Source organism: Nitrosococcus wardiae, assembly GCF_004421105.1.
Classification (GTDB): Bacteria; Pseudomonadota; Gammaproteobacteria; order Nitrosococcales; family Nitrosococcaceae; genus Nitrosococcus; species Nitrosococcus wardiae.
Genome location: NZ_CP038033.1, coordinates 3,444,816 through 3,467,431, shown reverse-complemented (window position 1 = coordinate 3,467,431; position 22,616 = coordinate 3,444,816). Strand labels below are relative to the sequence as shown.

General features: G+C 50.5%; 24 protein-coding genes and 1 pseudogene. 13 read left to right on the top strand and 12 right to left on the bottom strand.

Going from position 1 to position 22,616, the window contains the following annotated elements:
* A complete protein-coding gene (locus E3U44_RS16345; protein ID WP_240761598.1) occupies positions 1–351 on the bottom strand; it encodes an Hsp20/alpha crystallin family protein in 351 nt (116 codons plus the stop codon).
* Positions 352–509: 158 nt separating this feature from the next.
* Entirely contained in the window at positions 510–1,292 is a 783-nt protein-coding gene (locus E3U44_RS16340) for a class II glutamine amidotransferase (RefSeq protein ID WP_134359161.1), read from the bottom strand.
* A gap of 139 nt (positions 1,293–1,431) precedes the next feature.
* On the opposite strand from E3U44_RS16340, the gene folE reads away from it, so the two are divergent.
* Entirely contained in the window at positions 1,432–2,073 is a 642-nt protein-coding gene (folE, locus tag E3U44_RS16335; RefSeq protein WP_134359160.1) for a GTP cyclohydrolase I FolE, read from the top strand.
* Positions 2,074–2,226: 153 nt separating this feature from the next.
* Here folE and E3U44_RS20715 read toward each other — a convergent pair whose 3' ends face one another.
* Complete coding sequence (locus E3U44_RS20715) at positions 2,227–2,475, bottom strand: hypothetical protein (RefSeq protein WP_420812598.1); 249 nt, start codon at positions 2,473–2,475, stop codon at positions 2,227–2,229.
* A gap of 385 nt (positions 2,476–2,860) precedes the next feature.
* Between E3U44_RS20715 and E3U44_RS16325 the strand changes: the two genes are divergently transcribed.
* Positions 2,861–3,160: a DUF5132 domain-containing protein gene (locus E3U44_RS16325; protein WP_134359159.1), complete on the top strand. Its 300-nt coding sequence runs from the start codon at positions 2,861–2,863 to the stop codon at positions 3,158–3,160.
* A gap of 71 nt (positions 3,161–3,231) precedes the next feature.
* On the opposite strand, the gene E3U44_RS20430 is transcribed toward E3U44_RS16325, so the two are convergent.
* On the bottom strand, positions 3,232–3,363 hold the full coding sequence (locus E3U44_RS20430; RefSeq protein WP_276321943.1) for a hypothetical protein: 132 nt from the start codon (positions 3,361–3,363) through the stop codon (positions 3,232–3,234).
* A gap of 24 nt (positions 3,364–3,387) precedes the next feature.
* Here E3U44_RS20430 and E3U44_RS16320 point away from each other — a divergent pair, with 24 nt between their 5' ends.
* The 4 genes from E3U44_RS16320 (at position 3,388) to E3U44_RS16305 (ending at position 4,904) form a co-directional block, all read left to right on the top strand.
* The gene (locus E3U44_RS16320; protein WP_134359158.1) at positions 3,388–3,630 is read left to right on the top strand and encodes a hypothetical protein; all 243 of its coding nucleotides are present in this window, start codon (positions 3,388–3,390) and stop codon (positions 3,628–3,630) included.
* Between the two features lie 92 nt (positions 3,631–3,722).
* A complete protein-coding gene (locus E3U44_RS16315) occupies positions 3,723–3,929 on the top strand; it encodes a hypothetical protein (protein WP_134359157.1) in 207 nt (68 codons plus the stop codon).
* Positions 3,930–4,128: 199 nt separating this feature from the next.
* Positions 4,129–4,527: an HMA2 domain-containing protein gene (locus tag E3U44_RS16310; RefSeq protein WP_134359156.1), complete on the top strand. Its 399-nt coding sequence runs from the start codon at positions 4,129–4,131 to the stop codon at positions 4,525–4,527.
* Between the two features lie 95 nt (positions 4,528–4,622).
* The gene (locus E3U44_RS16305) at positions 4,623–4,904 is read left to right on the top strand and encodes a transposase (RefSeq protein ID WP_134359155.1); all 282 of its coding nucleotides are present in this window, start codon (positions 4,623–4,625) and stop codon (positions 4,902–4,904) included.
* 129 nt (positions 4,905–5,033) lie between these two features.
* Here the strand turns inward: E3U44_RS16305 and E3U44_RS16300 are convergent, their stop codons facing one another.
* The gene (locus E3U44_RS16300) at positions 5,034–5,420 is read right to left on the bottom strand and encodes an STAS domain-containing protein (protein ID WP_134359154.1); all 387 of its coding nucleotides are present in this window, start codon (positions 5,418–5,420) and stop codon (positions 5,034–5,036) included.
* Positions 5,421–5,768: 348 nt separating this feature from the next.
* Here E3U44_RS16300 and E3U44_RS16295 point away from each other — a divergent pair, with 348 nt between their 5' ends.
* Positions 5,769–6,176: an EF-hand domain-containing protein gene (locus E3U44_RS16295; protein WP_134359153.1), complete on the top strand. Its 408-nt coding sequence runs from the start codon at positions 5,769–5,771 to the stop codon at positions 6,174–6,176.
* 223 nt (positions 6,177–6,399) lie between these two features.
* Here the strand turns inward: E3U44_RS16295 and metK are convergent, their stop codons facing one another.
* The 6 genes and pseudogenes from metK to thiD all read right to left on the bottom strand — a co-directional run bounded on the left by metK (position 6,400) and on the right by thiD (position 12,966).
* A complete protein-coding gene (gene metK / locus E3U44_RS16290) occupies positions 6,400–7,584 on the bottom strand; it encodes a methionine adenosyltransferase (protein WP_134359152.1) in 1,185 nt (394 codons plus the stop codon).
* A gap of 4 nt (positions 7,585–7,588) precedes the next feature.
* Positions 7,589–8,734, bottom strand: coding sequence for a cation-translocating P-type ATPase (locus E3U44_RS19720; RefSeq protein WP_206054823.1), 1,146 nt, complete (start codon positions 8,732–8,734; stop codon positions 7,589–7,591).
* Between the two features lie 53 nt (positions 8,735–8,787).
* A complete protein-coding gene (locus E3U44_RS19715; protein ID WP_206054821.1) occupies positions 8,788–10,764 on the bottom strand; it encodes a cation-translocating P-type ATPase in 1,977 nt (658 codons plus the stop codon).
* A gap of 276 nt (positions 10,765–11,040) precedes the next feature.
* Positions 11,041–11,283 (bottom strand): annotated as a pseudogene (locus tag E3U44_RS16280) (zinc ribbon domain-containing protein); the annotation flags it as partial.
* A 99-nt stretch (positions 11,284–11,382) separates the two neighbouring features.
* Positions 11,383–12,045 (bottom strand): class I SAM-dependent methyltransferase, encoded by a 663-nt coding sequence (locus E3U44_RS16275; RefSeq protein ID WP_134359151.1) that lies wholly within the window; start codon positions 12,043–12,045, stop codon positions 11,383–11,385.
* A gap of 117 nt (positions 12,046–12,162) precedes the next feature.
* Positions 12,163–12,966 carry a bifunctional hydroxymethylpyrimidine kinase/phosphomethylpyrimidine kinase gene (thiD, locus tag E3U44_RS16270; RefSeq protein WP_134359150.1) on the bottom strand — a complete coding sequence of 268 codons (804 nt, stop codon included), beginning with the start codon at positions 12,964–12,966 and terminating at the stop codon, positions 12,163–12,165.
* A 180-nt stretch (positions 12,967–13,146) separates the two neighbouring features.
* Between thiD and moeB the strand changes: the two genes are divergently transcribed.
* Complete coding sequence (moeB, locus tag E3U44_RS16265; RefSeq protein ID WP_134359149.1) at positions 13,147–14,565, top strand: molybdopterin-synthase adenylyltransferase MoeB; 1,419 nt, start codon at positions 13,147–13,149, stop codon at positions 14,563–14,565.
* Here the strand turns inward: moeB and E3U44_RS16260 are convergent.
* Positions 14,562–15,431 (bottom strand): RNA-guided endonuclease InsQ/TnpB family protein, encoded by an 870-nt coding sequence (locus E3U44_RS16260; RefSeq protein WP_134359148.1) that lies wholly within the window; start codon positions 15,429–15,431, stop codon positions 14,562–14,564. The two genes, moeB and E3U44_RS16260, sit on opposite strands and share 4 nt — an antisense overlap.
* A 377-nt stretch (positions 15,432–15,808) precedes the next feature.
* Between E3U44_RS16260 and E3U44_RS16255 the strand changes: the two genes are divergently transcribed.
* The 5 genes from E3U44_RS16255 to E3U44_RS16235 all read left to right on the top strand — a co-directional run bounded on the left by E3U44_RS16255 (position 15,809) and on the right by E3U44_RS16235 (position 22,607).
* Positions 15,809–17,629, top strand: coding sequence for a thiamine pyrophosphate-binding protein (locus tag E3U44_RS16255; RefSeq protein ID WP_134359890.1), 1,821 nt, complete (start codon positions 15,809–15,811; stop codon positions 17,627–17,629).
* Entirely contained in the window at positions 17,626–18,426 is an 801-nt protein-coding gene (locus E3U44_RS16250) for a citryl-CoA lyase (RefSeq protein WP_134359147.1), read from the top strand. The genes E3U44_RS16255 and E3U44_RS16250 overlap by 4 nt, the downstream gene beginning before the upstream one ends.
* Before the next feature lie 43 nt (positions 18,427–18,469).
* Positions 18,470–19,270, top strand: coding sequence for a citrate synthase family protein (locus E3U44_RS16245; protein ID WP_134359146.1), 801 nt, complete (start codon positions 18,470–18,472; stop codon positions 19,268–19,270).
* Between the two features lie 167 nt (positions 19,271–19,437).
* On the top strand, positions 19,438–21,576 hold the full coding sequence (locus E3U44_RS16240; RefSeq protein WP_240761596.1) for a TonB-dependent receptor plug domain-containing protein: 2,139 nt from the start codon (positions 19,438–19,440) through the stop codon (positions 21,574–21,576).
* A gap of 134 nt (positions 21,577–21,710) precedes the next feature.
* The gene (locus E3U44_RS16235) at positions 21,711–22,607 is read left to right on the top strand and encodes an ABC transporter substrate-binding protein (protein ID WP_240761594.1); all 897 of its coding nucleotides are present in this window, start codon (positions 21,711–21,713) and stop codon (positions 22,605–22,607) included.
* The last annotated feature ends 9 nt before the right edge of the window (positions 22,608–22,616 follow it).

The window sequence follows — 22,616 nt, the reverse complement described above, 5'->3', positions numbered from 1 at the left end:
TCACACCCCTCCTTGAGGCGCTGTTTTTAGCCAAATGAGTAGCATGCCATCACGGTATTGGGTGGTGATACGGGCATGCTCTAAGTGGTTGGGAAATTCAATGACGCGCTTAAAGCGATTATAAGCGATTTCCATAGAGTAATATTGCTGCCCGGCCTCTACTATCCAGTCTCGGCGCAAACCCTGGATTATCAAGTGTTGCCCCTGGATACTGAGGTGGATGTCCTCGCTGCGAACCCCAGCAAGGTCCAGCTTGACCAGCCATCCTTGTTCGATGCGGTAGATATCAGCTGGGGGTTGCCAAATACATTCTGGATAGGCCCTATCTTCTGAATTAATCAATACTTGCATCACTCTAGAAAGATAAATTGCCATAGAGGTGGAAAACTGTTGGTAGCCCTGGCCCTGACTGAAGATTATTTAATAACTACATCCTAGAAGAAAACCTAAAAAAACGCTAATATCCAAATCCATCCATTACCCCTAAAGCAAAGGAAAACCTAAGCCCACTATGTATGGGAGCTTGAAATTAGCGGGAGTCCATCCTGAAAGGCGACCAGGGTTTCTGAGGGGATGGGGGTCCAGAATTCGTTGTCTGTGAGCGGCGCAGTGGCGATAACGGCGACTTGATCTCTTTCGGTAGTAACTTCCCGGAAGTCAACGGTCATGTCCTTATCCACCAAATGGGCATGGCCAAAGGGATGGCGCCGAACAATATAGCTTAATTGGGTGGAGGCATGGGCGAACAGGTGTTTTCCGTTAGAGAGCAGAAAGTTGAAATTGCCGTAAGTGGCGATCTCTGCGGCTGTAGTGCGCAGGGTTTGGTACAGGGCGGGCAGGGTTGGCATGCCTGCAGGATAGCGATCTTTCAGCTGCTGTAGCAGAAGACAGAAGGCTTTTTCGCTGTCGGTTTCCCCCACCGGGCAAAAGTCGGCTAAAGAGGGGAGTTTAAAGTTTTTTAAATCACCGTTATGGGCGAAGATCCAGTAGCGCCCCCACAGTTCGCGGACAAAAGGATGGGTGTTTTCTAAGCAAACTCGGCCGACTGTGGCTTTACGGATGTGGGCAATGACATTAAAAGACTTAATAGGATACTCCTGGACCAAGCGGGCAACCGGGGAGTGAACCGCGGGCAAAATATCCATAAAGCTCCGGCAACCTTTGCCTTCGAAGAAAGCAATTCCCCAACCGTCTCGGTGCTCATCAGTGGCACCACCGCGCTGACTAAAGCCTTCGAAAGAGAAACAGATATCGGTGGGCACGTTACAATTCATTCCAAGTAACTGACACATGGGAACAGGCCTCTATTGGATGCTAGCTCAGGCATCAGAATGGCGTAATTTTGTATACTATTAAACCTTTATTACAAGGTTGCCTTAATCATAACGACCATGGGAACGCCTAGGCGTTCCCCCTAGAGGATGAGAGCCAATGGATAAGAAATTGACCAAGGTGGTGAAGGAAGGCCATTACATTGGTAGCCTAGATGTGGCGCCGGGGGAACATTATGATCGGGAATTTGAAGCCAGCATGAAAAAAATTTTAATTCGGCTTGGCGAAGACCCTGACCGTGAGGGACTCAAGCGCACGCCACAGCGGGTCGCCAAAGCCTTGGATTTCCTCACCAGTGGTTACAACATGACGGTAGAGGAAGTGGTCAAGGATGCCCTTTTTGAGGACGAATGCGAAGAAATGGTGATTGTTAAGGATGTGGAGTTCTATTCTTTATGCGAGCATCATATGTTGCCTTTTTTCGGGCGAGCCCATGTGGGCTACTTGCCGCGAGGTCGCATTGTGGGGCTGAGCAAAATCGCCCGAGTTATTGATGTTTTTGCCCGGAGGCTTCAAGTGCAGGAACGCCTCACCACCCAAATCGCTACCGGGTTGATGTCGGTACTCAATGCCCGCGGCGTCGGGGTGGTATTGGAGGCTTGTCATTTTTGCATGGTGATGCGGGGCGTGCAGAAACAGAATAGCCAGACGGTCACTAGCGCCATGTTGGGGACGTTTCGGCAGGATTCTCGCACTCGGGCAGAGTTTATGGAGTTGATACGCCGCTACTCCGGGGGTTAGGTTTATTATTGTCCGCTTTTCCTGTAATTCGGGCCGCTTCATCGCCCACGCACTCTAGCTCGGTAATGGCTTTGGAGATAGAGATAACCAGCCGGAGATCACGGGCGACAGAGCCCGTCGGGCGAGGATCGATACTGCTTCTTCATCGGTGTTCTAGCCGTCGAGCCGAATATCCCCGGTGATGCGGCAGCCCTCCATAGTATCATTCATCCGGTTGAGATAACGTAGGAAAGTGGTTTTACCATAGCCGGGATGAAGATTATATCCTAGGCTACAACGGGCCCTAAGGGAGGGTGTTTTAAATTTATTGTTTTTCGGTAGCGGGAGGGGATTCAAGATTCCTTGTAGTTTTTTGTCCTTTTTCTTCCCGCCGTTGACGCAACCAATCACGGGTGGGCGCATCACGTTCAACCTGTTTTCCAATGTAGTAGCCTAGTAGGAAAAGGCTTACTCCAATGAATATTCGAATCCACATAAACGTGCTTCCGTTATATTACTGTTATTAAGGTTTAATTAATAGCACAACTTTGCCCAATAAAGTAAAAGCAAGAAGTCGAATTTTCATTCGTGATTACTAAAGCAATTTTTGGGATTTTTATGAAGCAATGAGGCCATTAAATTTTCCTAAAAATCCTGGTTGTTTTTTCACCTAAGATATTCTATATCTAATTTTAAATAGTTGCTGTGTTTTCAGCAACGCAGGCGATAGAGCCCAGCGAGCTGGAATTTTATTTTAAAGATATTCCTAAGAATTTTTACCTGGGAACTTTAGCGGAGATTTACCTACATGGCATCCCTAAGTGGTACAGGCAAGGGTTTAGAGATTGGTATTGGCACCTTGATTTTGGCCCCTGCCGTGGCAGCAGTGGTTCGCCCTGTGGCGAAAGCTGCGATCAAGGCCGGTATGGTGGTTTATGAAAGGGGGCGAGAGGCTGTCACTGAGATGGGGGAGGTTGTCGAGGATCTCGTTGCTGAAGCAAAAACGGAGCTTGAGGAGGAAAGGAGCATGGTAGTAGGAGAAGCGGCAGAAGCTGAGGAAGAGTCCACTTCAGGTAAAGAGACCCCTCTTGAGTCAAATTCACAATGACCCCCTCCGCCGAGTTAAGTCACGGCCTTCCAGGAAGAACAAGAATTCGTGTTCGCTCTAAGCGGGGTGACCTAGATTATTTCCTGGGTGTAGGGCAAGAGCTGGGAAAACTCTCGGTTGTCCATCAGGTTCAGGTCAATGATCAGAGCGGCAGCATTCTTATTATTCATGGGTAGGGAACCCGAGAGCAGATCATTCAACATGCTCAATCCAAGGATCTGTTGATTTTGGAAAAGGTCCAGTACGACAGGGAGTCTGTATTCCAGAAAGCCGCTACAGAATTTTCCAATCTAGATTCCAACCTAAACTGGGCGACCAGTGGCAATTTTGATTTTCGTTCGGTCCTCTATATGGTGCTGGTGATGGCGGCAATCGTCCAAATTTTGCGAGGACAAATTATGGTGCCGGCAGCTACCCTGCTTTGGAATGTCTTTGATCTCCTGAGGTTCGCCACCAATAAACAGGGTTAAATAAGCGTTCAGATTTCTACCTCGGAATGAGGTGCCCTCCAAATTTTAAAGGTTTCTGAATCCGCCACATTCCTGAAATTGAGACCGAGATTATGGCCTTGGTTCGCCATACCGTATCCAATGCGTTGACTGCCACGGGTAATGTGACTGGGGAAACGCTGACGGTGGTCAGGGATGTGGCCAGAGGAGCGGTTTCTGCTGCCGAGGAAGTGGGGACAGGCTTGCTACGACCACCAAGAGTGCGGCCTAAGGGATTGTTATGGGGGTCAGCGATGTCGGGGGTGATGTGCTCAAGGTGACTGATACCACGGTTACGGCCTTGGCGGAGACGGAGTAAAGCCTAGAGCAGGGGGGGACTAGAAGAAAGGATACCTTGCTATAAATCTGCCTTCCCCTGATCAGGGGAAGGCAGACCAAGGGAGCGGAATTGTCATAAAAATGTAATAAGGGCCTGTTTTAATTAACCTCGGTAGAAGGTTGCTTCTTGTCGAGGTGTGTATGGTTCAATACGTTCATTATGTACCCGGTCGGCTGCGGGTCAAGCTTGCTTCCCTTAAGCGGAATCCTATTCAGGCAGCGGCCATAGAGGGATTATTGAAAAAAATTGAGGGGGTAGACAAAGCCGAGATCAATCTTGTGACCGGCAGTCTCATCGTTACTTATGATCGGGCAATAACCCACCCCCAAGGAATTTTGCAAGCACTTCATGATCATGGTTTTTGCCGTCAGTTAGTGACTATACCTCTTGCAGGCACTGCTTCTTCTAAGCAAAAGGTGCAGATGACGGGCAAAGCTGTCGGTCAGGTAGGAGAGAGGTTTGGAAAAGCCGTTCTGGATGTGGTGGTTGAGAAAGTGCTGGAGCGTTCTGCCGTGGTCTTGATCGGCGCTATCCTATAAGGCGTGCTTATCTGCAAGGGTACAAAGTTCATCAAATTCTCGCGCTGTCAACCCCGCCGTTTAGGGCGGGGAGGAAAGCGCGCCTCCTGACTGTGATGCTTGCCGACCGCGCCGGTTGGCATACCATCCCCCGGTTAAGCGTGCCCGAGAACATCCGCTTAGTCCCTCAGCCGGCCCGTAGCCCGGAATTCAACCCAATAGAGCATCTTTGGGAAGAGCTGCGAGAGAAAACCTTGGCTAATATCTCCTTTTCCTCGCTTGAGGATCTGGAAAATACACTCTGCACCGGCCTCAATCAGCTCGCCGATGAACCCCACCGCCTCCGCTCCCTCACTGACTTCCCTTATTTGAGAATTACTTCTTGTAATGCAAATTAGTATTAGCCCTTCGAGGCGACATTTACTAGGAATGTGAGTGGTTGGGTATGGGGAAATCTGGCCTTTGGCGGTCTCATCGGGCTGGCAGTGGATGCGATAGGTGGAGGCATATATAAACTCACACCCGAGCTAAGGATGCGGAGGGGCGGCTGTATGTGCCGTGGGATGAAATTCAGATTCACCTTTCATTAAGAGCTTAAAGTGGGACTCAAAACCGCGTAACTGGAGCATTTTCTTTAGATTGGAATGGCCCCCCATCAGCAGGAGGTCGGCCGGTGCTTTAGTGAGGCTGTCCTTCAACATCCAGAGCAGCGTATAACCGGACTCGTGAATCGCGCGGGTCCTGCTCAGGTCAATGATAATTGTCATCTCGGAATCGCGGACTTGTTGTGCCGCCTCCCAAAATTCCCGGCACAGGGAAGAATCCAGGACCTCAGGGGCAGTTAAAAAGACGGCGTGGTCTTCAACCCCAGCCCCGAAGCTATGGGCTACTGCTTGGTGTGTGGCTAAGGACATGAGAACCTCCCTTCATTGCCAAAATACTCGTTAATCATCGGGCCGCCTGTACTGAATAGGGATTTGGCCACGGGTGATGAATTGAGAACGCGTAGCTAAGTAAAGACCAAACCCCCTGTCATGAAAATGGGTATTTCTACCTACTCCTTCGGGTCGGAGAGGGCGCTCTCTTTTCTGGCCACACTTCCGATAGCCCCCCCTGTGAGCCCTATTGCCGTTCCGCCATAGGGGTCATTGGCTCTATCCTTTTCCCTTGTGATGTGGGGAGAAAATTCTACCCTTTGATTAGGAGGAAGACATGCTTGGCATGACTTCTGTCGATGAAAAACTGAAAGGAGGAACTTCAGGATGATTGCGAAATACAAAATGATGGGTCATTCCCTCTGGCTTGGCGGGGTCTTATCGCTGGTTTTAACCCCAGCCTTTGCGGGAAACCCCTCTGGCAGTGAAGAAGGAGGGGCCGCAGGGAAGGAGAAGATGCATAAGGAGATGCACAAAGAGATGTTCCAGAATCTCGATAAAAATAGCGATGGCGTCATCGGCGAGGATGAAGTTGAACAGGCCATGAAGAAGAAATTTAAGCGCATGGACACGAATAATGACGGCTTTATAGCCCAGGAGGAGTGGCAGTCCGCCGCTGAGAAATATAAAGAGGAACATAAAGGGGAACATAAAGAGCAACATAAAGGGGAACATAAAAAAGAGCCGATGAAAGAGCACCACCGCGGAGCACAGGAAGGTAGCGGGGGATACTAGAGGGAAGGAATGTAGCCGGTGGGAGAGAAGGGGGTGCCTGTGAAAAAACTTCCTTAAAGCTGAGAGGTACCCTCTTCTTTACCTCCGATTGCAGGGAGCAGTTGATGAACCGTGCAGTCCACTATTAGCGTGACTAAATCGTGACCTTGTTTGCCACGGCGTAACTAAAAATCGCCTATTTTGTTACGTTTGAGGGTGGGTATGGCGTTTAAGTTGTTAATTTTTATAAAAGTGTGTTTGGTTCCACTTGCTCCCAGGGCAGGGTCATATCCACCCGCCCAAAATGTCCATAGGCGGCTAATTTTCGGTAAAATCCGTCTTTATGGAAACGAGGGAGTTCCCGTAGCCGAAATTGCCGAATAATTCCCCCGAGGCGGAAGTCAAGCTTTTCCTCAAGTCGTCGCTGGATCTCACTATCTTCTATTTTCCCGGTGCCGAAAGTTTCCACTTGGATGCTCACCGGCCGGGTTTGACCCAAGGTGTAACTAAGCTGAACTTCACATTCTTCCGCCAATTTAGCCGCCACCACGGTACGGGCAGCGTGGCGGGCGGCATAAGCCCCCACCCGGTCAATGCGCGTGGGATCTTTCCCGCTCAAGGCAGCTCCGCCATAGCGTGAATAGCCCCCATAGCTATCGACTGCATTTTTGCGGCCAGTGAGCCCGGCATGCAAGGTCGGTCCTCCGCCGGTGACGGGTCCATCCGGGTTGATCCAGATTTTGGTTTTGTTATCGAGGGGAAGGGCTTCCTGCTGGAAGACGGGCTCAACCACATGCTGGATTAAGGCGTCTCGCAATGTGTTTAAATTAGGAGTATGGGGTTCTTTTTGCGTTGCGACTACGGTGATGCTGTGAATGCGGTAAGGCTGACGGTTTTGATATTCCACGCCGACCTGTGTCTGTCCATCGGCAGAAAGGTAAGACAAGTGGTTCTCAAGTCTGACGGTGGATAAGTGCCGGGCCAGGCGATGGGCCAACCAGATGGGAAGTGGCATAAAGGCCGTCGTTTGATTACAGGCAAAACCAAAGAGGGTGGCTTGATTTTGCACCGTAAGTTGGTCTAATTCCTCTTCACTCATGTGGATTTCATGGGCCGATACCTGGTGCTCCAGGGGGAGTTCTTGAAAATTGGTCATGATTGTACATTCCCGAGCATTGAAGATAGGCTCAGGGTAGCCAATCTGCTGGGCCACGCGACGGGCGATACCGGGAATATCGAGGGTGGCCTGGGAGGCAAAGCGGGCGGCTAGGAACAGGACCCCAGAGGATACCACACATTCGGCAATGACCCGGGACAAGGGATCCTGGACCAGGAAGGAGTCCACAATTGCATCACTAATCTGGTCGCAAAGTTTATCAGGATGGCCTTCAGTGACCGATTCAGAGGTAAACATGAAGTTTGTTTTCATGGTATCAAGACTCTCCTTGGAGATGGGTTTCGGCTGAGGGTGAGGCGGTTTTTGGGCTGGGGGTTGCTTGAGGTTTGCCCGTGGGCTTGGTGGCTTCGTTGATCAAGAAGGGGAGAGTGGCCCCGGCGCCGATGACCAAACCGTCGGCAAGGCTAATAGGTGTGATACCTAGAATATTGCGCAGTCCCGGAATAAAGCTGGCCAAAATTTGCGCCCCAATGGAGCCCCCTACCGCCCAGTTAAGATAAGGATTGGGCGGTGGTCGGTGGCCACTCAATATACTGTGTTGGGGGGAGCGGCAGCTATAGGAATGGAGCAATTGGGCTAAAGTCAAGCTGGTAAAGGCATGGGTGTTTGCTTTGGGTTCAGGACCATAACGCCCTAAGGCATAGCCATAACTGGATAAGCTGCCGGCAGTAATCGCCACCGATTCTAGGCCCATTCGCTTGAGTTTGCGGCGTTGAATAAGGGGTTCCTGGGGATCCCGAGGAGGATTATTGAGGACCTCCGGATCGGGAGGATCAAGGGCCAGGGCGAGACCGGGGAAGATGTCCGTGATCAGATTGATCCAGAGTAACTGCATGGGATTAAGGGGTTGTCCTAGGCCCAAGGCTATAGCCACTAACATCACCTCAATTTCGCTAAAGTTGGTGGCTAGCAAGAAGTGGATGGATTTGCGAATGTTGCCGTAGATCGCGCGGCCCTGTTCTACGGCACTGATCATGGTGTGCAGATTATCATCTTCTAGCACTACATTGGCTACACTTTGGGCCACTTCCGTTCCCGTACTGCCCATGGCAATACCAATATCGGCGGCTTTCAAAGCCGGACTATCATTAATCCCGTCGCCCGTCATGGCCACCACTTTTCCTGCCCGTTGCAAGGCTTGGACAATTTGCAGTTTGTGGGATGGGCTGATCCGGGAAAAAACATGGACCTGCTGCACGAGCCCTGCCAGCAGTTCTGGATCGAGTGTTTCTAAGCGGATAGAGTCAAGAAATTGCAGCTGTTCTCCTTTAGCTAGGTGAAGTTGTTTTCCAATCGCATAGGCGGTAGCGCTTTGATCGCCGGTGATCATCATGGTATCGATACCGGCGGCATGGAAGCGATTCATCAGCTCGGCCATGCCGGTGCGCACCGGATCGCTCATTCCCACTAGACCAAGCCACGTGAGTTTCGCGTCTTTGGAGGATTGATTGGGCTCTAGCCAAGTGTAGGCAACGCTAGCACCCGCAAGGAGTCTGCCGCCATGGTTTCGTTCTGGGCAAGGAAAGCAGAGCGGTCCTCCTCTCGGATTTTAACCTGCTCTCCATTTTCAGTACGCCAATGGCACATGGTCAACACCTGGGAGGGGCTCCCCTTGATCGCTAAAAATCGCTTGCCGTTTGGAAATTCATGGAGGGCTTTCAGATAGTTACGACCCTCAGCTCGGTGCTGAATCTCAAGTCTGGGAAATTCTTGCCGCAGCTGGTGGATATCGATACCTGCCAAACTGGCGGCTTCTAGCAAGGCATTTTCCGTGGAAGATCCGTTGGCTTTGGGGGTTTCTCCTGCCTCCAATTCAGCTTCGTTACACAGAGTGATAACCTGGAAAAAGCGCAAGAGATCCTTGATTTGTGTTGGCTCGATCTGTTCTCCTGAGAGATAGAAGTGGCCATCATTAACAATAATTTCCCCTCTTCCAGTGCTGATGCTCACCACGGTCATCCGGTTTTGGGTGAGCGTACCCGTTTTGTCTAGGTAAATTACCTGCACTGAGCCCAGGGTTTCCACGGCACCTAGTTGGCGGATCAACACCTTGCGCCGGTTCATGCTCCGCATACCCAGGGCCAGGGTAGTAGTGGCTACCGGAGGGAGGCCTTCCGGTACTGCCGCAACCGCCAATGAGATGGAGGATTTGAGCATTTCTAACCAGCCGTAGCCCCGCAGCAAGCCGACGGCATAGACTCCCGCACAAACGGCGGCGCTGAGTATAGCCACTTGCGTCCCCATTTGGTCCAGTTGCCGCTCCATGGGGGTTTCCGGGGGTTTCGTTTCACCGACCATGGTCTGGATCTTGCCAATTTCGGTAGCTGCTCCAGTAGCGACGACAATGCCCCGGCCACTGCCCCCGGTCACCGTCGTTCCCATATAGCTCATGTTCAGCCGGTCGCCGAGAGGTGTATCCTCTTTGCCAAGAAACTCAGGGTTCTTGGTTACCGGTAGACTTTCTCCGGTTAATGCGGATTCATCTAGACTGAGGCGTTTTGCGGCTAGTAAGCGGATATCGGCAGGGACATAGTTGCCGGGGGTCAGCAAGATCACATCCCCCGGTACCACTTCTTCTGCGGGCAGGGACTGGGATTGGCCTTCCCGGAGCACCAGGGTGGTATGGGACTCCATATGGGTGAGGGCAGTGAGAGTCCGCTCCGCGTATTGTTCGGTCACAAAGCCGATGGTGGCATTGATCAGCACTACCCCTAGGATAACGGCAGCATCTACTAATCCCCCTGTGAAGATAGCGATCCCGGCAGAAGCGCCCAGCAACCAAACCGGCAGGCTGTTGAACTGCGACAAAAAGATCTGCATAGGGGAGCGAGCCCGGGCTTGCAGCAACTGGTTGGGTCCATAGCGGGCTAGGCGTTGGTTCGCCTCGATGGCCGTCAAACCGGAATGGGCATCGCCCTGTAAATGTTGCAGAACCTGAGCCGATGCAAGGCTGTGCCATGGTGTTCCCTTGCCAGTGGGCACGGCCGGTGGAGTGGGTGATTGCGCTTTCGACTGGTGCTCATTGCGTTTGCTCCAATACTCGAAAATCGAAGTTACTGTCGCAGAGCCTTTTGAGGATTCCGTCACTTTAGAGGTTGTGGGACTTTCTTTTTCAGGAGGCGGGGTTTCCCGCGCTACCGTGGCCACCTGTTGCTGGATTAAAGAAACAATCTCACTGAGAGGAATGGCAGGATCGAATTGGGCTAATAAGCTCCCCAGCAGAGGATTTATTCTTACGCTATGAATCTCGTTTCTTGCCTGTAGGCTCTCTTCTAGAGGCGCTTTTAAGTGCTTGGCACGATGAAGGGCGGGAATTTTAAACCGGGCCCGCCCCCGCACGGTGGTGTGTACGGGCTGTATCAGGGGAGGGTGGATAAATCTAGAAGATTGGGGCGAGGATTGGTGGTGATTTTTTCTTTGTTGATGGCTCATGGGTACTGTCCTTCCCTGAATAGCATAGCAATGTAAGAATAGCCATTTTTTTTTGGAAATCATGGGAGTGAAGGTTTAAGGGTTAAGGGTTAAATTTCTGTTTTATTTAGCCCCTATCCTTTATTGTTGGTTTGAGGGGTATCGGGTTCGGGGTTAGCAGGCTTGCTTGAGCTCGGGGTGGCTTGGCCGTTGGAGTTTCGCCATGACTGACGTTCGGTCCCTCCTCACCTGGTCAGTCTGACAAATTCGCGTTTCCTCGCGGTCCCTGGGCGGTGGCTAGGCCACGGCCCTTGGGGTCTTCACCGCTCCACGCGCTTTATCGGTTCCGGCGCTCCCCGCCGTACCCAACCTCAACACATTTTTGGCCGCGTTGATGTCCCTCTCGTGTTCCGTTCCACAGTCCGGGCAAACCCACTCACGAATCTTGAGCGGCATGGACTCTTGAATAGTCCCGCACTCAGAGCAGGTTTTGCTAGTGGGTACCCAGCGGTCCACGATCAACACTTCCCGGCCATACCACTTCATGGCAAAGGGCAAGTAATACGGTCCTCGCGCTCGACGCGCCGTTTTACTTCGCACTCTCGCTAGGGGGCGTCGTGCGTCCCTGCACTCCTTCGGTTAGCGCTTTCGTGCTAAGGTAAGTCCATCGGCAATGGGTACCATGCTCAAGGTCACCCGTTCGTCTTTGAGACGGGCTAAATTGAAAGCACGAATAGCGCCCGTATCTTCATCGGTGAAGCTCGGGTCGATGACCCGTCCCGCCCGCAGGACATTATCAACAGCGATAAGGCCGCCTGGGCGCAGTAGTTCCAAAGCCCGTTGGTAATAGTCTTCGTACTCTACTTTTTCGGCATCAATAAAGGCAAAGTCGAAAGTGCCGGCTTCCCCCGCTTCGATGAGTTGATCCAAGGTCTGAATAGCCGGCCCCAGGCGTAAATCGATTTTGTTCGCCACACCAGCCCGTTGCCAATAGCGCTGAGCGATAGCTGTCCAGTCGGGATCAATATCACAAGCTACAATTCGTCCCTCGGAGGGTAGCGCGAGGGCCACCCAAAGTGCACTATAGCCGGTAAAGACACCTACCTCTAGGGTCTTTTGGGCGCCTAACAGCTCTATGAGAAGGGCCATAAATTGGCCTTGCTCCGGGGAGATCTGCATATTGGCCCTGGGCATGGTTGAGGTTTCTTCCCGAAGTTCCCGCAAGATATCAGTCTCCCGGAGGGAAACCGAGAGCAGGTAGTCATAGAGATCATCGGTAATCTGGAGTGTTTTGTTGGACATGGACTGTTTTTCTCCTAATCTGAGGATAAATCAAGGAATGAATAATCTTGAATGATGACGACTTACTTTTGTATTAGGATAGGGGGTTATGGAAGTTTTTGGGGTATCCGCGGGAGGTTAGGCTTCCAAAGGACTCACGGTATGGGTATGGTTAAGAGGACCCTGGCCTTGCCCATAACCAGGGGCGGTGCGGATTGCCTCCTGTACATAGGCATGGGCCCGCCGAACCGCATCCAGAAGGAGTCGCTTTTGAGCAAGGCCGGTTGCAACGGCCGAAGCCAGCGTGCATCCTGTCCCATGGGTATGAGGGGTCGAGATACGCTGGGTCTGGAAGATTTCTTTATAATCCCGCATCATCAGCAGATCATAAAGGTGATGGCCAGGAAGATGCCCCCCTTTAAGCAAAACGGCGCTAGAGCCGAGTTCTAACAAGGCATTTGCCGCCTCTGGCATGGCTTCAGGATGGCCGATTTTCAGACCGGTGAGCGCTTCGGCCTCCGGGAGATTTGGCGTAATAAGGCTTGCCCGGGGAAGCAAGCGCCGTTTTAAGGTTTTGATGGCGGCTTGATCAAGGAGTGGGGTCCCATCTTTGGCTATCATTACCGGATCAAGTAGGAGCGGAATGCCCCCTGCCAGTTCTTCTAAAACGTCGGCTACCGTTTCGATGACAGCCACTGAATGGAGCATACCGATTTTGATACAGTCGGCACCGATATCCGACAGCACCCGCCGCGCCTGTTCGGCGATAAAATGAGGTGTTACCGGCTGCACGGCAAAGATCCCTTGGGTATTTTGAGCAGTGAGGGCAGTAATTGCCGTGGCGGCATAGCCCCCAAGGGCGGTGACGGTTTTAATGTCCGCCTGAATTCCAGCGCCGCCACCGGAATCCGAACCGGCGATGATCAGGATGCGACCATTCATAAGAGGCTAGAATTCCCATAAAGAGCGGTTGGTTGCCATTTAAATACCCGAGTTTTCCGATATATTTTTTTTTACCATGGCGGCATTATATCTTCCTGGATACCCCTTCAACCAGCTTAAGAAGTTTAATTATCAAGATTAAGCCCAGGATAAAAGCTTTATCGAAGAGGCCATTGAAGTATGAGCAAAATTACGGTTCACATTCCCTCTCCGTTACAGGGTGAAGTGGGCGGAGCGGAGCAAGTGCAACTTCAGGCCGATACGGTAGGCGGTGCTCTTAAGGCATTAGGGGCGGCCCATCCGGGTATTTTAAATCGCTTGCTGACTCCAGAAGGTGAAGTTCGTCCTTTCGTTAATCTCTTTTTGGGGGAGTGTCATCTTCGCACTTTGCAAGGGTTGGATACGCCTCTTAAGGACGGCGATGTCCTCACCATTATTCCCGCGGTAGCCGGGGGTAGTGGTAAGGATTATCGGCTACAGTCACTGAAACGCAGCATTCCGGAAATAACGCCGACGAAGGCATTCGCCCTGCAAGCAGGAGGTGCTGTGCTTATCGATGTTCGAGAAAGTGATGAAATTGCCCAAGGTAGTCCTGCGGGTGCTTATCGCCTAGGAAGAGGGTATTTGGAGCTGCGAGTTGAACAAAGTGTGCCGGACTTCAATTGTACCGTGCTCACCCTTTGCGGGAGTGGATCCCGTTCCCTTTTTGCGGCTGAAAGTCTCAAACAACTGGGTTATCGGGATGTTCGTTCCATTGTCGGAGGGTTTAATCGCTGGAAAGATGAGGGTTTGCCTTTTGAGGTGCCGCAGATGTTAGATGAAACGGCGCGGAGTCGTTATTCCCGCCATCTTCTGATGCCAGAAATCGGGGAAAAAGGCCAACAAAAGCTCATGGCGAGTAAGGTGTTATTGGTGGGGGCTGGAGGGCTCGGATCGCCTGCCAGCCTATATTTAGCGGCGGCGGGGGTAGGGACTCTAGGGTTAGTCGATCACGATGTGGTGGACCGCAGCAACCTGCAACGTCAGGTTCTGCATCGGGATGATCGGGTCGGGATGTCCAAGGTGGCCTCAGCCCGTCAAACTTTGGCAGCGCTGAATCCTACTGTCCGCATCAACGAATATGAATCGCGCCTAGAGAGCCGTAATGTGGAAGAGATTTTTAGGGACTATGATATGGTCATCGATGGGTCCGACAACTTCCCCACCCGTTACTTGGTGAATGATGCCTGCGTTAAATTGGGACTGCCCAATGTGTATGGGGCCGTGTACCGTTTCGAAGGTCAGGTCAGTGTTTTTTGGCCGGCCCGCTCAGGCCCCTGTTACCGTTGCCTCTATCCGGAACCGCCTCCTCCAGAATTGGCCCCCTCCTGTGCCGAAGCGGGTGTCCTGGGCGTTTTGCCTGGTGTTATCGGCCTATTACAGGCGGTGGAAGCCCTTAAAATCCTGTTGGATTTGGGTGAGCCACTGTTGGGCCGGATGCTGTATTACGACGCCCTTAAAGCCTGTTTTTCCGAACTCAAGTTGGTGCGGCGACCCCAGCGCGCCTATTGCCGCGAGGGCGCGGTATTTCCAGGTTATTTGACATCCTTCCCGCCCTAAAGGAGGGGAATTCCTTCCGCAAGACGGCGATGCCCCGCCGCGAGAATGTTCATGGCTGCTTTAGTTTTAGCAAGGCGGGAACTGCTGACATGGCCCACGACGATGAATGCGTTCTCACGAACCCCTAGTGTCGTGAATTTATGGAGGGCGTCTAAACGTCTATTTTTGATCTGGGCATGGATAGCCTTTACCCGTTTTTTCTTGTTAGCGCGTTGCGCTTTTGCCAGTTGCGCTTCCCCATTCCGGTAGAAACGATACGCTTCCAGCTTCAAACCGTTGCTGCCAGTGGCGGTATCCTTTAAACCCAGGTCGATACCCACCTGTCCGGTGGCAGTAGACGGCTCAATAGCCCCTTCGACCACGATGTTGAAATACCACCGCCCGCGGGCATCTTGTGAGAAAGAACCGGAGCGGAACACATACTGAGACAAGCCGTAGCTGTCCCCTACTTTGAAGCAGTGACCGGCAAAGTACACCTGCCCCTTCTTCCATTTGGCGGCGCCTTTCTTGAACGGTATCCAACCTAATGAACGGCGCGGACCACCCGAAACACGCCAGCGGAGCTTGTCAGTTTTGAATTGCTTGCGCGCTTTGTGATGCGCGGCAATCACTTCCTGCACGCTGGTGGAGTGAATAATAAAGCCGCGTTCCAGCTTGATGCTTTTTAGCAGCTTTTGCAGCTCGTATGCCGTGAAATTGTTGCGGATATAACCCGCACCGGGAACAGGCACATAGGAATAATCCGCCGTGATTTCGTTAGCCGCATTCCAGACCTGATTGACTTCAAAGGCCATGCGCTCAAGCACTGGCTTATGCTTATCCTTGACTCTGACTTTCAAGGTTTTTATGTTGGCCTTAAGTTTCATCACTTAATATTAACAAAACCGCCCTACCTCCCTTCCCTGAAGGAAGGGGCTTTGGGCGGAATTTCGGTAAATTACGAGCAGACTTGCAGCACTGCATAGGGCGCAATTCCTCCCTCTAGGTATTCAGCGATACCGTATCAAAACCTAAAGTTATATTCGGAAGAGCCGTTGCATAAGCCATAAAGCCAGAGTCAACGACTCACGATTAAAAGCATAGGTTTCCTCTCTGCTAAATGCTAGGCGCGACAAAATCTAGGGCTCCAATCCTAAGCGTTTTATGCTCATTAGTGGGAGGGAAAAATTCTAGCCTTTCTTTTATACCTGGGCTTGGCTCTGAAAGCAGCAAATACAGCTCTCACAAGGGGTAGATGTTGGTGATGCCAAATCGAACGGTTAACGTGGCCCAAGGAAGCGTATCTCGGTCGCAATTCGAGGCAGGAGATTTATTAGTTGCCTATTTGGCGCAATTATCTGTGGATTATGTGTTTGGGGTGCCAGGAGGTGCTATTGAGCCCTTATATAATGCCTTAGCCCGCAGCGCCCGCCGAGGGGGTCCGCGATCAGTGGTCGCCCGCCACGAAACGGGGGCTGCCTTTATGGCCGATGGTTATGGGCGTCAGACGGGTAAGTTAGCCGTTTGCTGCGCCACTACCGGCCCTGGTGCCACCAACCTCATTACAGGCGTGGCTTCAGCCTACGAGAATCACATTCCTATGCTGGTGATTACTGCCCAGACTGCTTTGAGTAATTTTGGACGAGGGGCTTTCCAAGAATCGTCTTGTACTGGAATTAACACTGTGGGGTTATTTCAGTATTGCACCCGCTATAGTACTTTAGTCTCCCACGCGGACCAATTAGAACATAAGCTCAGTACGGCGATCATGATGGCCTATCAGTCCCCCCGTGGTCCCACCCATCTGAGCATTCCCTTAGACATCTTGCGTAGTATTAGCCCCGTTAAGGAACCTTCCTATAACCTCGCCACCCTATTACATCATCCCTCCTTGCTAGATGATGATGCGGTAAAAGCACTCTGTTACCAGATTGAACAGGCAAAAAAAGTAGTGTTTGTGGTGGGGGAAGAATGTAGTGAAGCGATCGGCACTATTTTGGAACTGGCCCTTTTAATTCAAGCCGAAGTGGTTACCACACCCCATGGCAAAGGGTTAGTCAGTCCCTATCATCCTTTATTCCGTGGCGTCGTTGGCTTTGCCGGACATCTCAGTGCCAGTGAGGTTTTGTCTGATCCAAAAGTGGATGCCGTGGTAGTGTTTGGTGCTAGTCTGGGGGAATGGGCGAGTAATGGCTGGGATGCAAATACTCTTCTCAATGCTCGGCTAATCCACGTAGAGAACACAGAGGGGAATTTGACCCGTACCCCCATGGCCCGGTTGCATGTACGGGGAACAATTATCACTATTTGCGAGCGCGTATTGGATTATCTTCGCAGTCGCTCGCCAGAAAATGAAGGGCCGGTCTCTCAAATAGAACGCAGACGGTTCGGTTCCCCTATGCGGGGTGCTGCAATGCAGGAGACCAGATGCCATTTCCAACTTGATGAGGAAGCGAAGTATTGCGATGACTCTACGCCCATTAAACCGCAACGGCTGATGAGGGAGCTTACCCGGTTGTTTCCCCCCAACACCCGCTTCTTAGCAGATACGGGAAACAGCATGGCTTGGGCAATCCACTATTTACAACCTTTCGATCGGCGTTTAGCCGGCCGGCGAGATGCGAAAGGAGGAATATTCCGTAGTTGTTTAGAATTTGCCTCGATGGGGTGGGCTATTGGTGCTGCTGTGGGGACTGCATTAGGCGCGCCCGGCAACCCGGTGGTCTGTATTACCGGGGATGGTAGCCTGCTTATGAGTGGTCAAGAAATCACCGTGGCAATTCAAGAAAAATTGCCCGTGGTTTTCATTATTCTAAATGATGCGGCCCTGGGGATGGTGAAGCATGGTCAGCGATTAGCCAAGGCCGAGCCTATCGCCTTTGAACTCCCAGAAATCAATTATTGTGCCTATGCTGAAGCAATGGGAGTTCCCGGTTATGTTATCCACGCTCCTCAGGATATGCTGGAACTGGATATTGAGGCCATTTGTCAACGGCCAGGTCCTAGCCTTATTGATGTGCGAGTGGATCCGGAGGAAGTCCCCCCCATCAATAGCCGAATACGGATATTGGGGATGGCGCAATGAGCAAGGAACGGGAGGTTATCCATAGCCGGATTTGGGAGGAAATTGCAGAACCAGATAACCCTTTTGCGGCGGCGACTTGCTATTGTTCCGGGTATGATGTTTACGGGGACTTGCTAGGTAAAGTCAGTTGGATTGAATATTTATACCTGCTCTTAAAACAAGAGCGCCCCGCTCCAGGTAAGGCCAAGCTTTTGGAGGGACTTGCCGTGGCTGTCGCTAATCCAGGGCCGCGGGAACATAGCGTTCGTGCCGCCATGTGTGCCGGAGTGGGGGGCTCCACCTCCGCTTCCTCGCTGATGGCTGCCCTTGCGGTCGGTGCTGGTCAGTTAAATGGTGCCCACGAAGTGGTTGTGGCTATGACCTATTGGCAGGACTGCGGTAAAAATTTAATGGCCTGGCAGAAGCGTCTTAAGCATCCCCTGCAAGAGGAACGGGCTGATATTTGGTTGCCCTTGGAGCATCCTCCTGGTTTTGATCCCCATGGTGCCAGTTGCGCCACGCCGGTGCGGCAAACCCTCGCTTTGTTGGCAAAGTATCACTCCGAAGGTGTTTTAACGTGGTTGCAGCAACATCGGTTGGAACTTGAGGCTGTGGCCAATTGCCCGTTAGCGATGAGCGGGGTAGCCGCTGCAGCAATGATCGATCTGGATTTTAGTGTCCAGCAAGGTGAGATGCTGTATCTGTTACTCCGTTTGCCTGGAGCAGCCGCTCATGCTTTGGAGCAGCAAGAGTATGGCTGGCGCCGCTATCCGTTTTTTGCCCATGGTTTGAAACTGAGCACTGAACCGCAATTGTAAAGGCTTGCTGTTAGATTACCGGATAAATGTAGGAATAGAAACCATGCAAGGCCCTAAATATCTTTTCGAAAATGAAGACCATTGGGTAACGAACATAGGAGCCTGGTTTCCAGGGGAGCGGGTTATTTTCCGCGGCAAAGATTTATTTCACGAGCTTAAAGATCTCCCCTGGATGGGTTTACTTCTTTATGGCATTACGGGGAAGATTCCTAGTGATAAACAGCTCAGATTATTTGAAGGCATTTGGACATTATGTACTAGCTATCCCGATCCAAGATTATGGAATAATCGAGTTGCCGCGTTAGCGGGTACGGTTAGAAGCACTGCTGCGTTAGCTATAGGAGCAGCCAATGCCGTCTCCGAAGCATCGATCTATGGGCGGCGGCCAGATATTCGGGCTATTGATTTTTTACTGCGGACAAAATGCCAATTAGATAAGGGTGCCGATATAGAAGAGCTTGTCAGTAAAGAATTAAAAAAATACAAATTTATTCCAGGATATGGTCGCCCTATTACCAGAAAAGACGAGCGCATTGAACCGCTTATGGCTTTAGCTGGAGAATTAGGTTTTAACCAAGGTCCTCATTTGAAGCTTGCATTTGCTATCGAAGAAATTCTGCTAAAAGGTCGATGGCGCTTGTATATGAATATTGCTGCTGTGACAGCAGCACTAGCAGCCGACCAGGGGCTGTCTCGCCATGAATATTATCATTATGCTGTCTTGAGTTTTTCTGCAGGCATGTTTCCTTGCTATTTGGATGCACTAAAAAAGCCAGAAGGTGCCTTTTTCCCCCTGCGTTGTGATCGAATTAAATATGAAGGTAAACCTCGCTGTGCCTGGTAAGTTACGTAGCCGGGTGCCAAGGGGATTATCAGAAATTGGATGATCACTCCCGTAGAGTGCATTCACAATAAAATAAAGAAAATAACAAAGTAAAAACGCTTTAATTCAAGTACAACAACTGAAGAATAATATAAAGAGAAGTCATTTATCCGCTGAAACCCTATAGTATGTTCCCTCATAATATGTTCTTTCTCATTCGTATCGTTTTTTGCTTATTCATTCTACATACAGTCGATGCTTTAGCTTTAAGCCCAGGGATGGATGAGGAAGAAGCTTTGCTTGGCTTATATGGGGATAAGGAGATGATCAGCATTGCTACTGGCAATAGCAAGCCCATTGCCAAGGCCCCTGCAGTGGCAACAGTCATCACTGCGGAAGACATTAAAGAAATTGGCGCAACAGATCTAGACGAGGTATTGGAAACCGTACCGGGATTGCATGTGGCAAGAAATCCTCGGGGGTATAACCCTATTTACACCTTTCGCGGCATCTTCTCTCAATTTAATTCACAAGTGCTAGTATTGATTAACGGCATACCCATCACCAATCTTTTTTTTGGGGACCGAAACCAGGTCTGGGGTGGCATGCCGGTACAAGCCATTGCCCGCATTGAAGTGATTCGGGGGCCAGGTTCGGCGATTTACGGAGCTGATGCCTTTGCTGGTGTAATCAATATTATTACCAAAACCAAAGAAGATATAAAAGGCACTGAAGTGGGGGCACGTGCAGGAAGCTTTGATACCTGGGATACTTGGACGCTTCATGGAGGTGCTTGGAGTGGTTTTGATATCGCGGTGATGCTGGAGTATGGGGATACCGATGGTCAGCAGGAAACTATTGATGCGGATGCCCAAACTTTTTTGGACAGCCGGTTTGGCACTGATGTTTCTCTAGCTCCCGGTCCCGTGAATTTGCAGCGAGAGAATTTCGATGCCCGCTTAGATATTGCCCGAGGGCATTGGCGTCTGCGGGCAGGCTTGCAGCGAAGGCGAAATGTTGGCACGGGTGCCGGGGTTGCAGAGGCCCTGGATCCTAAGGGTCGCTTTGCTAGCGATCGATGGAATGCAGATCTGACTTATTATAACCCTGAATTCTTTAATGAAAATTGGAATGTTAAGGCACAACTCAGCTATTTGGATACCAGCCAGGAAGTCGAAGAAGATGTCCGACTATTTCCACGGGGAGCAGATTTTGGCGGGATTCCTGAACCAGATTTTCCAGTCGGGGTGATTGGAAACCCCGAAGTCTTTGAACGCCACATTCGCTTTAATATGTCAGCTTTTTACACAGGGTTTAAGCAACACCAGATTCGCGCGGGTGTGGGCATGCATTATGGCGATCTCTATGATGTTAAAGAAGTCAAGAATTTCACATTGGATTCTAGAGGGTTGCCCCGTCCCCTTGGAAGTTTGAGAGATGTCACGGGGGACCTGTCCCAGGCTTTCCTGCGTGAGCGAGACCGGAAGAATTATTATTTATTCTTGCAAGATGTCTGGCGTTTTTCCAATGATTGGGAACTTACCGCCGGTGTGCGCTACGATCATTTCTCGGATTTTGGTAATACCATCAACCCTCGACTCGCCTTGGTTTGGCTGACTCGATACAATCTGACGACCAAACTTCTTTATGGCCGTGCTTTTCGAGCCCCTTCTTTTGCTGAACTATTTAATATTAATAATCCAGTAGCTCTGGGTAATCCTAATCTGGATCCGGAGAACCTTGAAACCCTGGAATTGTCTTTAGATTACCACCCCACCAATGAGCTGCATTTGACCCTAAGTTTGTTTCATTATTGGTGGAATGACATTATTCAATTTATTCCTCACCCGAAGACTAACATAAATACTGCTCAAAATGCCGGCAAACAAACGGGTTTTGGGGCGGAGTTGGAGGCAGGCTGGAAGCTTACCCCTAATTTTCATCTGTTAAGCAATTATGCTTTTCAACAGTCGACGGATGAACAGACAGATGAGAATGCAGGCAATGCGCCTCATCACCAGATTTACCTCCGTGGAAATTGGGAGTTTCTACCCCATTGGCACTTAAGTCCTCAGTTTAATTGGGTTATAGATCGAGCACGCGCATCGGGTGATAACCGAATTGAAATTGACGATTACAGTATTTTCGATTTAACCCTGCGCCGGAGAGCTATCAAAGAACATTGGGAAGTTGCTTTTTCCGTGCGCAATTTATTTGATGTTGACGCCCGTGAGCCCAGTCCAGTAGGTACTCTAGTCACTCCCATTCCCCATGATCTTCCCTTAGCAGGGCGAAGTTTTTTTGGAGAGCTTCGGCTTCATTTTTAGTTGAACTAGCACTGGAAGAAAAATCAATTTAAGGATGTTGATAGCTGAGAACTCAGGTAAAGGACATCTAGTTGTCAATTAAAAAATTAAAGGTTTGCCTTCCATGCCTTTTTTTATCGCTATGGTGTATATCAATGGGATTAGGTATGGTGTCGGCAGCATTTGCCAGTCTATCCTCGGTAGCCGTTATTTATCCAGAAATCCGCGAACCGTATCGGAGCATCTTTCTCGATATCATTAGGGGCATTAAGAATGAGTTAAAAACGCCAATAAAGTCCTATGCGCTGGAGAAAAATTATAGCATTGAAATGTTAAAAGAGAAACTTGAAAAAGAGGAAATAAATGTCATTATTGCCCTCGGGGGCCGCGGCTTGTTAATAGCAAGAGAATTACAATCCCTGTTTAGGGTAGTTGTCGGTGCCGTATTGGTTGCTCCCGACGGCACCGAGTTGACAGGGCTTTCCCTGGCTCCCGATCCCCAAATTTTTTTTCAAAGAGTTAAAGAGTTTACACCTGATGTTCAGCGAATTACAGTGATTTATAGTCAAGAGCATAATGGTTGGCTTATCAAGCGGGCTGAGCAAACCATCAGGCAGTATGAGTTAGAACTCAATGCATTGCCAGCAAAAAGTCTCCGTGAAGCAGCAAGTTTGTACCGCGATGTCTTGAATAAATTAAAAAGCGGAACAGATGCCATTTGGTTGTTGCAAGACAAAACCCTCGATGAACAGACAATTTTGCCGCTGATATTACAAGAAGCCTGGGAGAGAAATTTAGTCGTATTTTCCAGTAATTTGTCTCATCTGAAAAGGGGGGTTCTTTTTGCCTTATACCCAGACAACGAGAATATGGGGCGCAGTCTCGCCGAGCTTGCCTTAAAGCAAATGCAAAATAGTGAAAATATTCCATTAGGCATCAAGCCGTTACACAATCTCTTGGTTGCTTTCAATATTCGTACCGCTGAGCACCTAGGACTTAAACTGACAAGCCAGATGAAGCGGGAATTTGGTTTGATTTTTCCGCTGCAGTAGGAGGCTGGA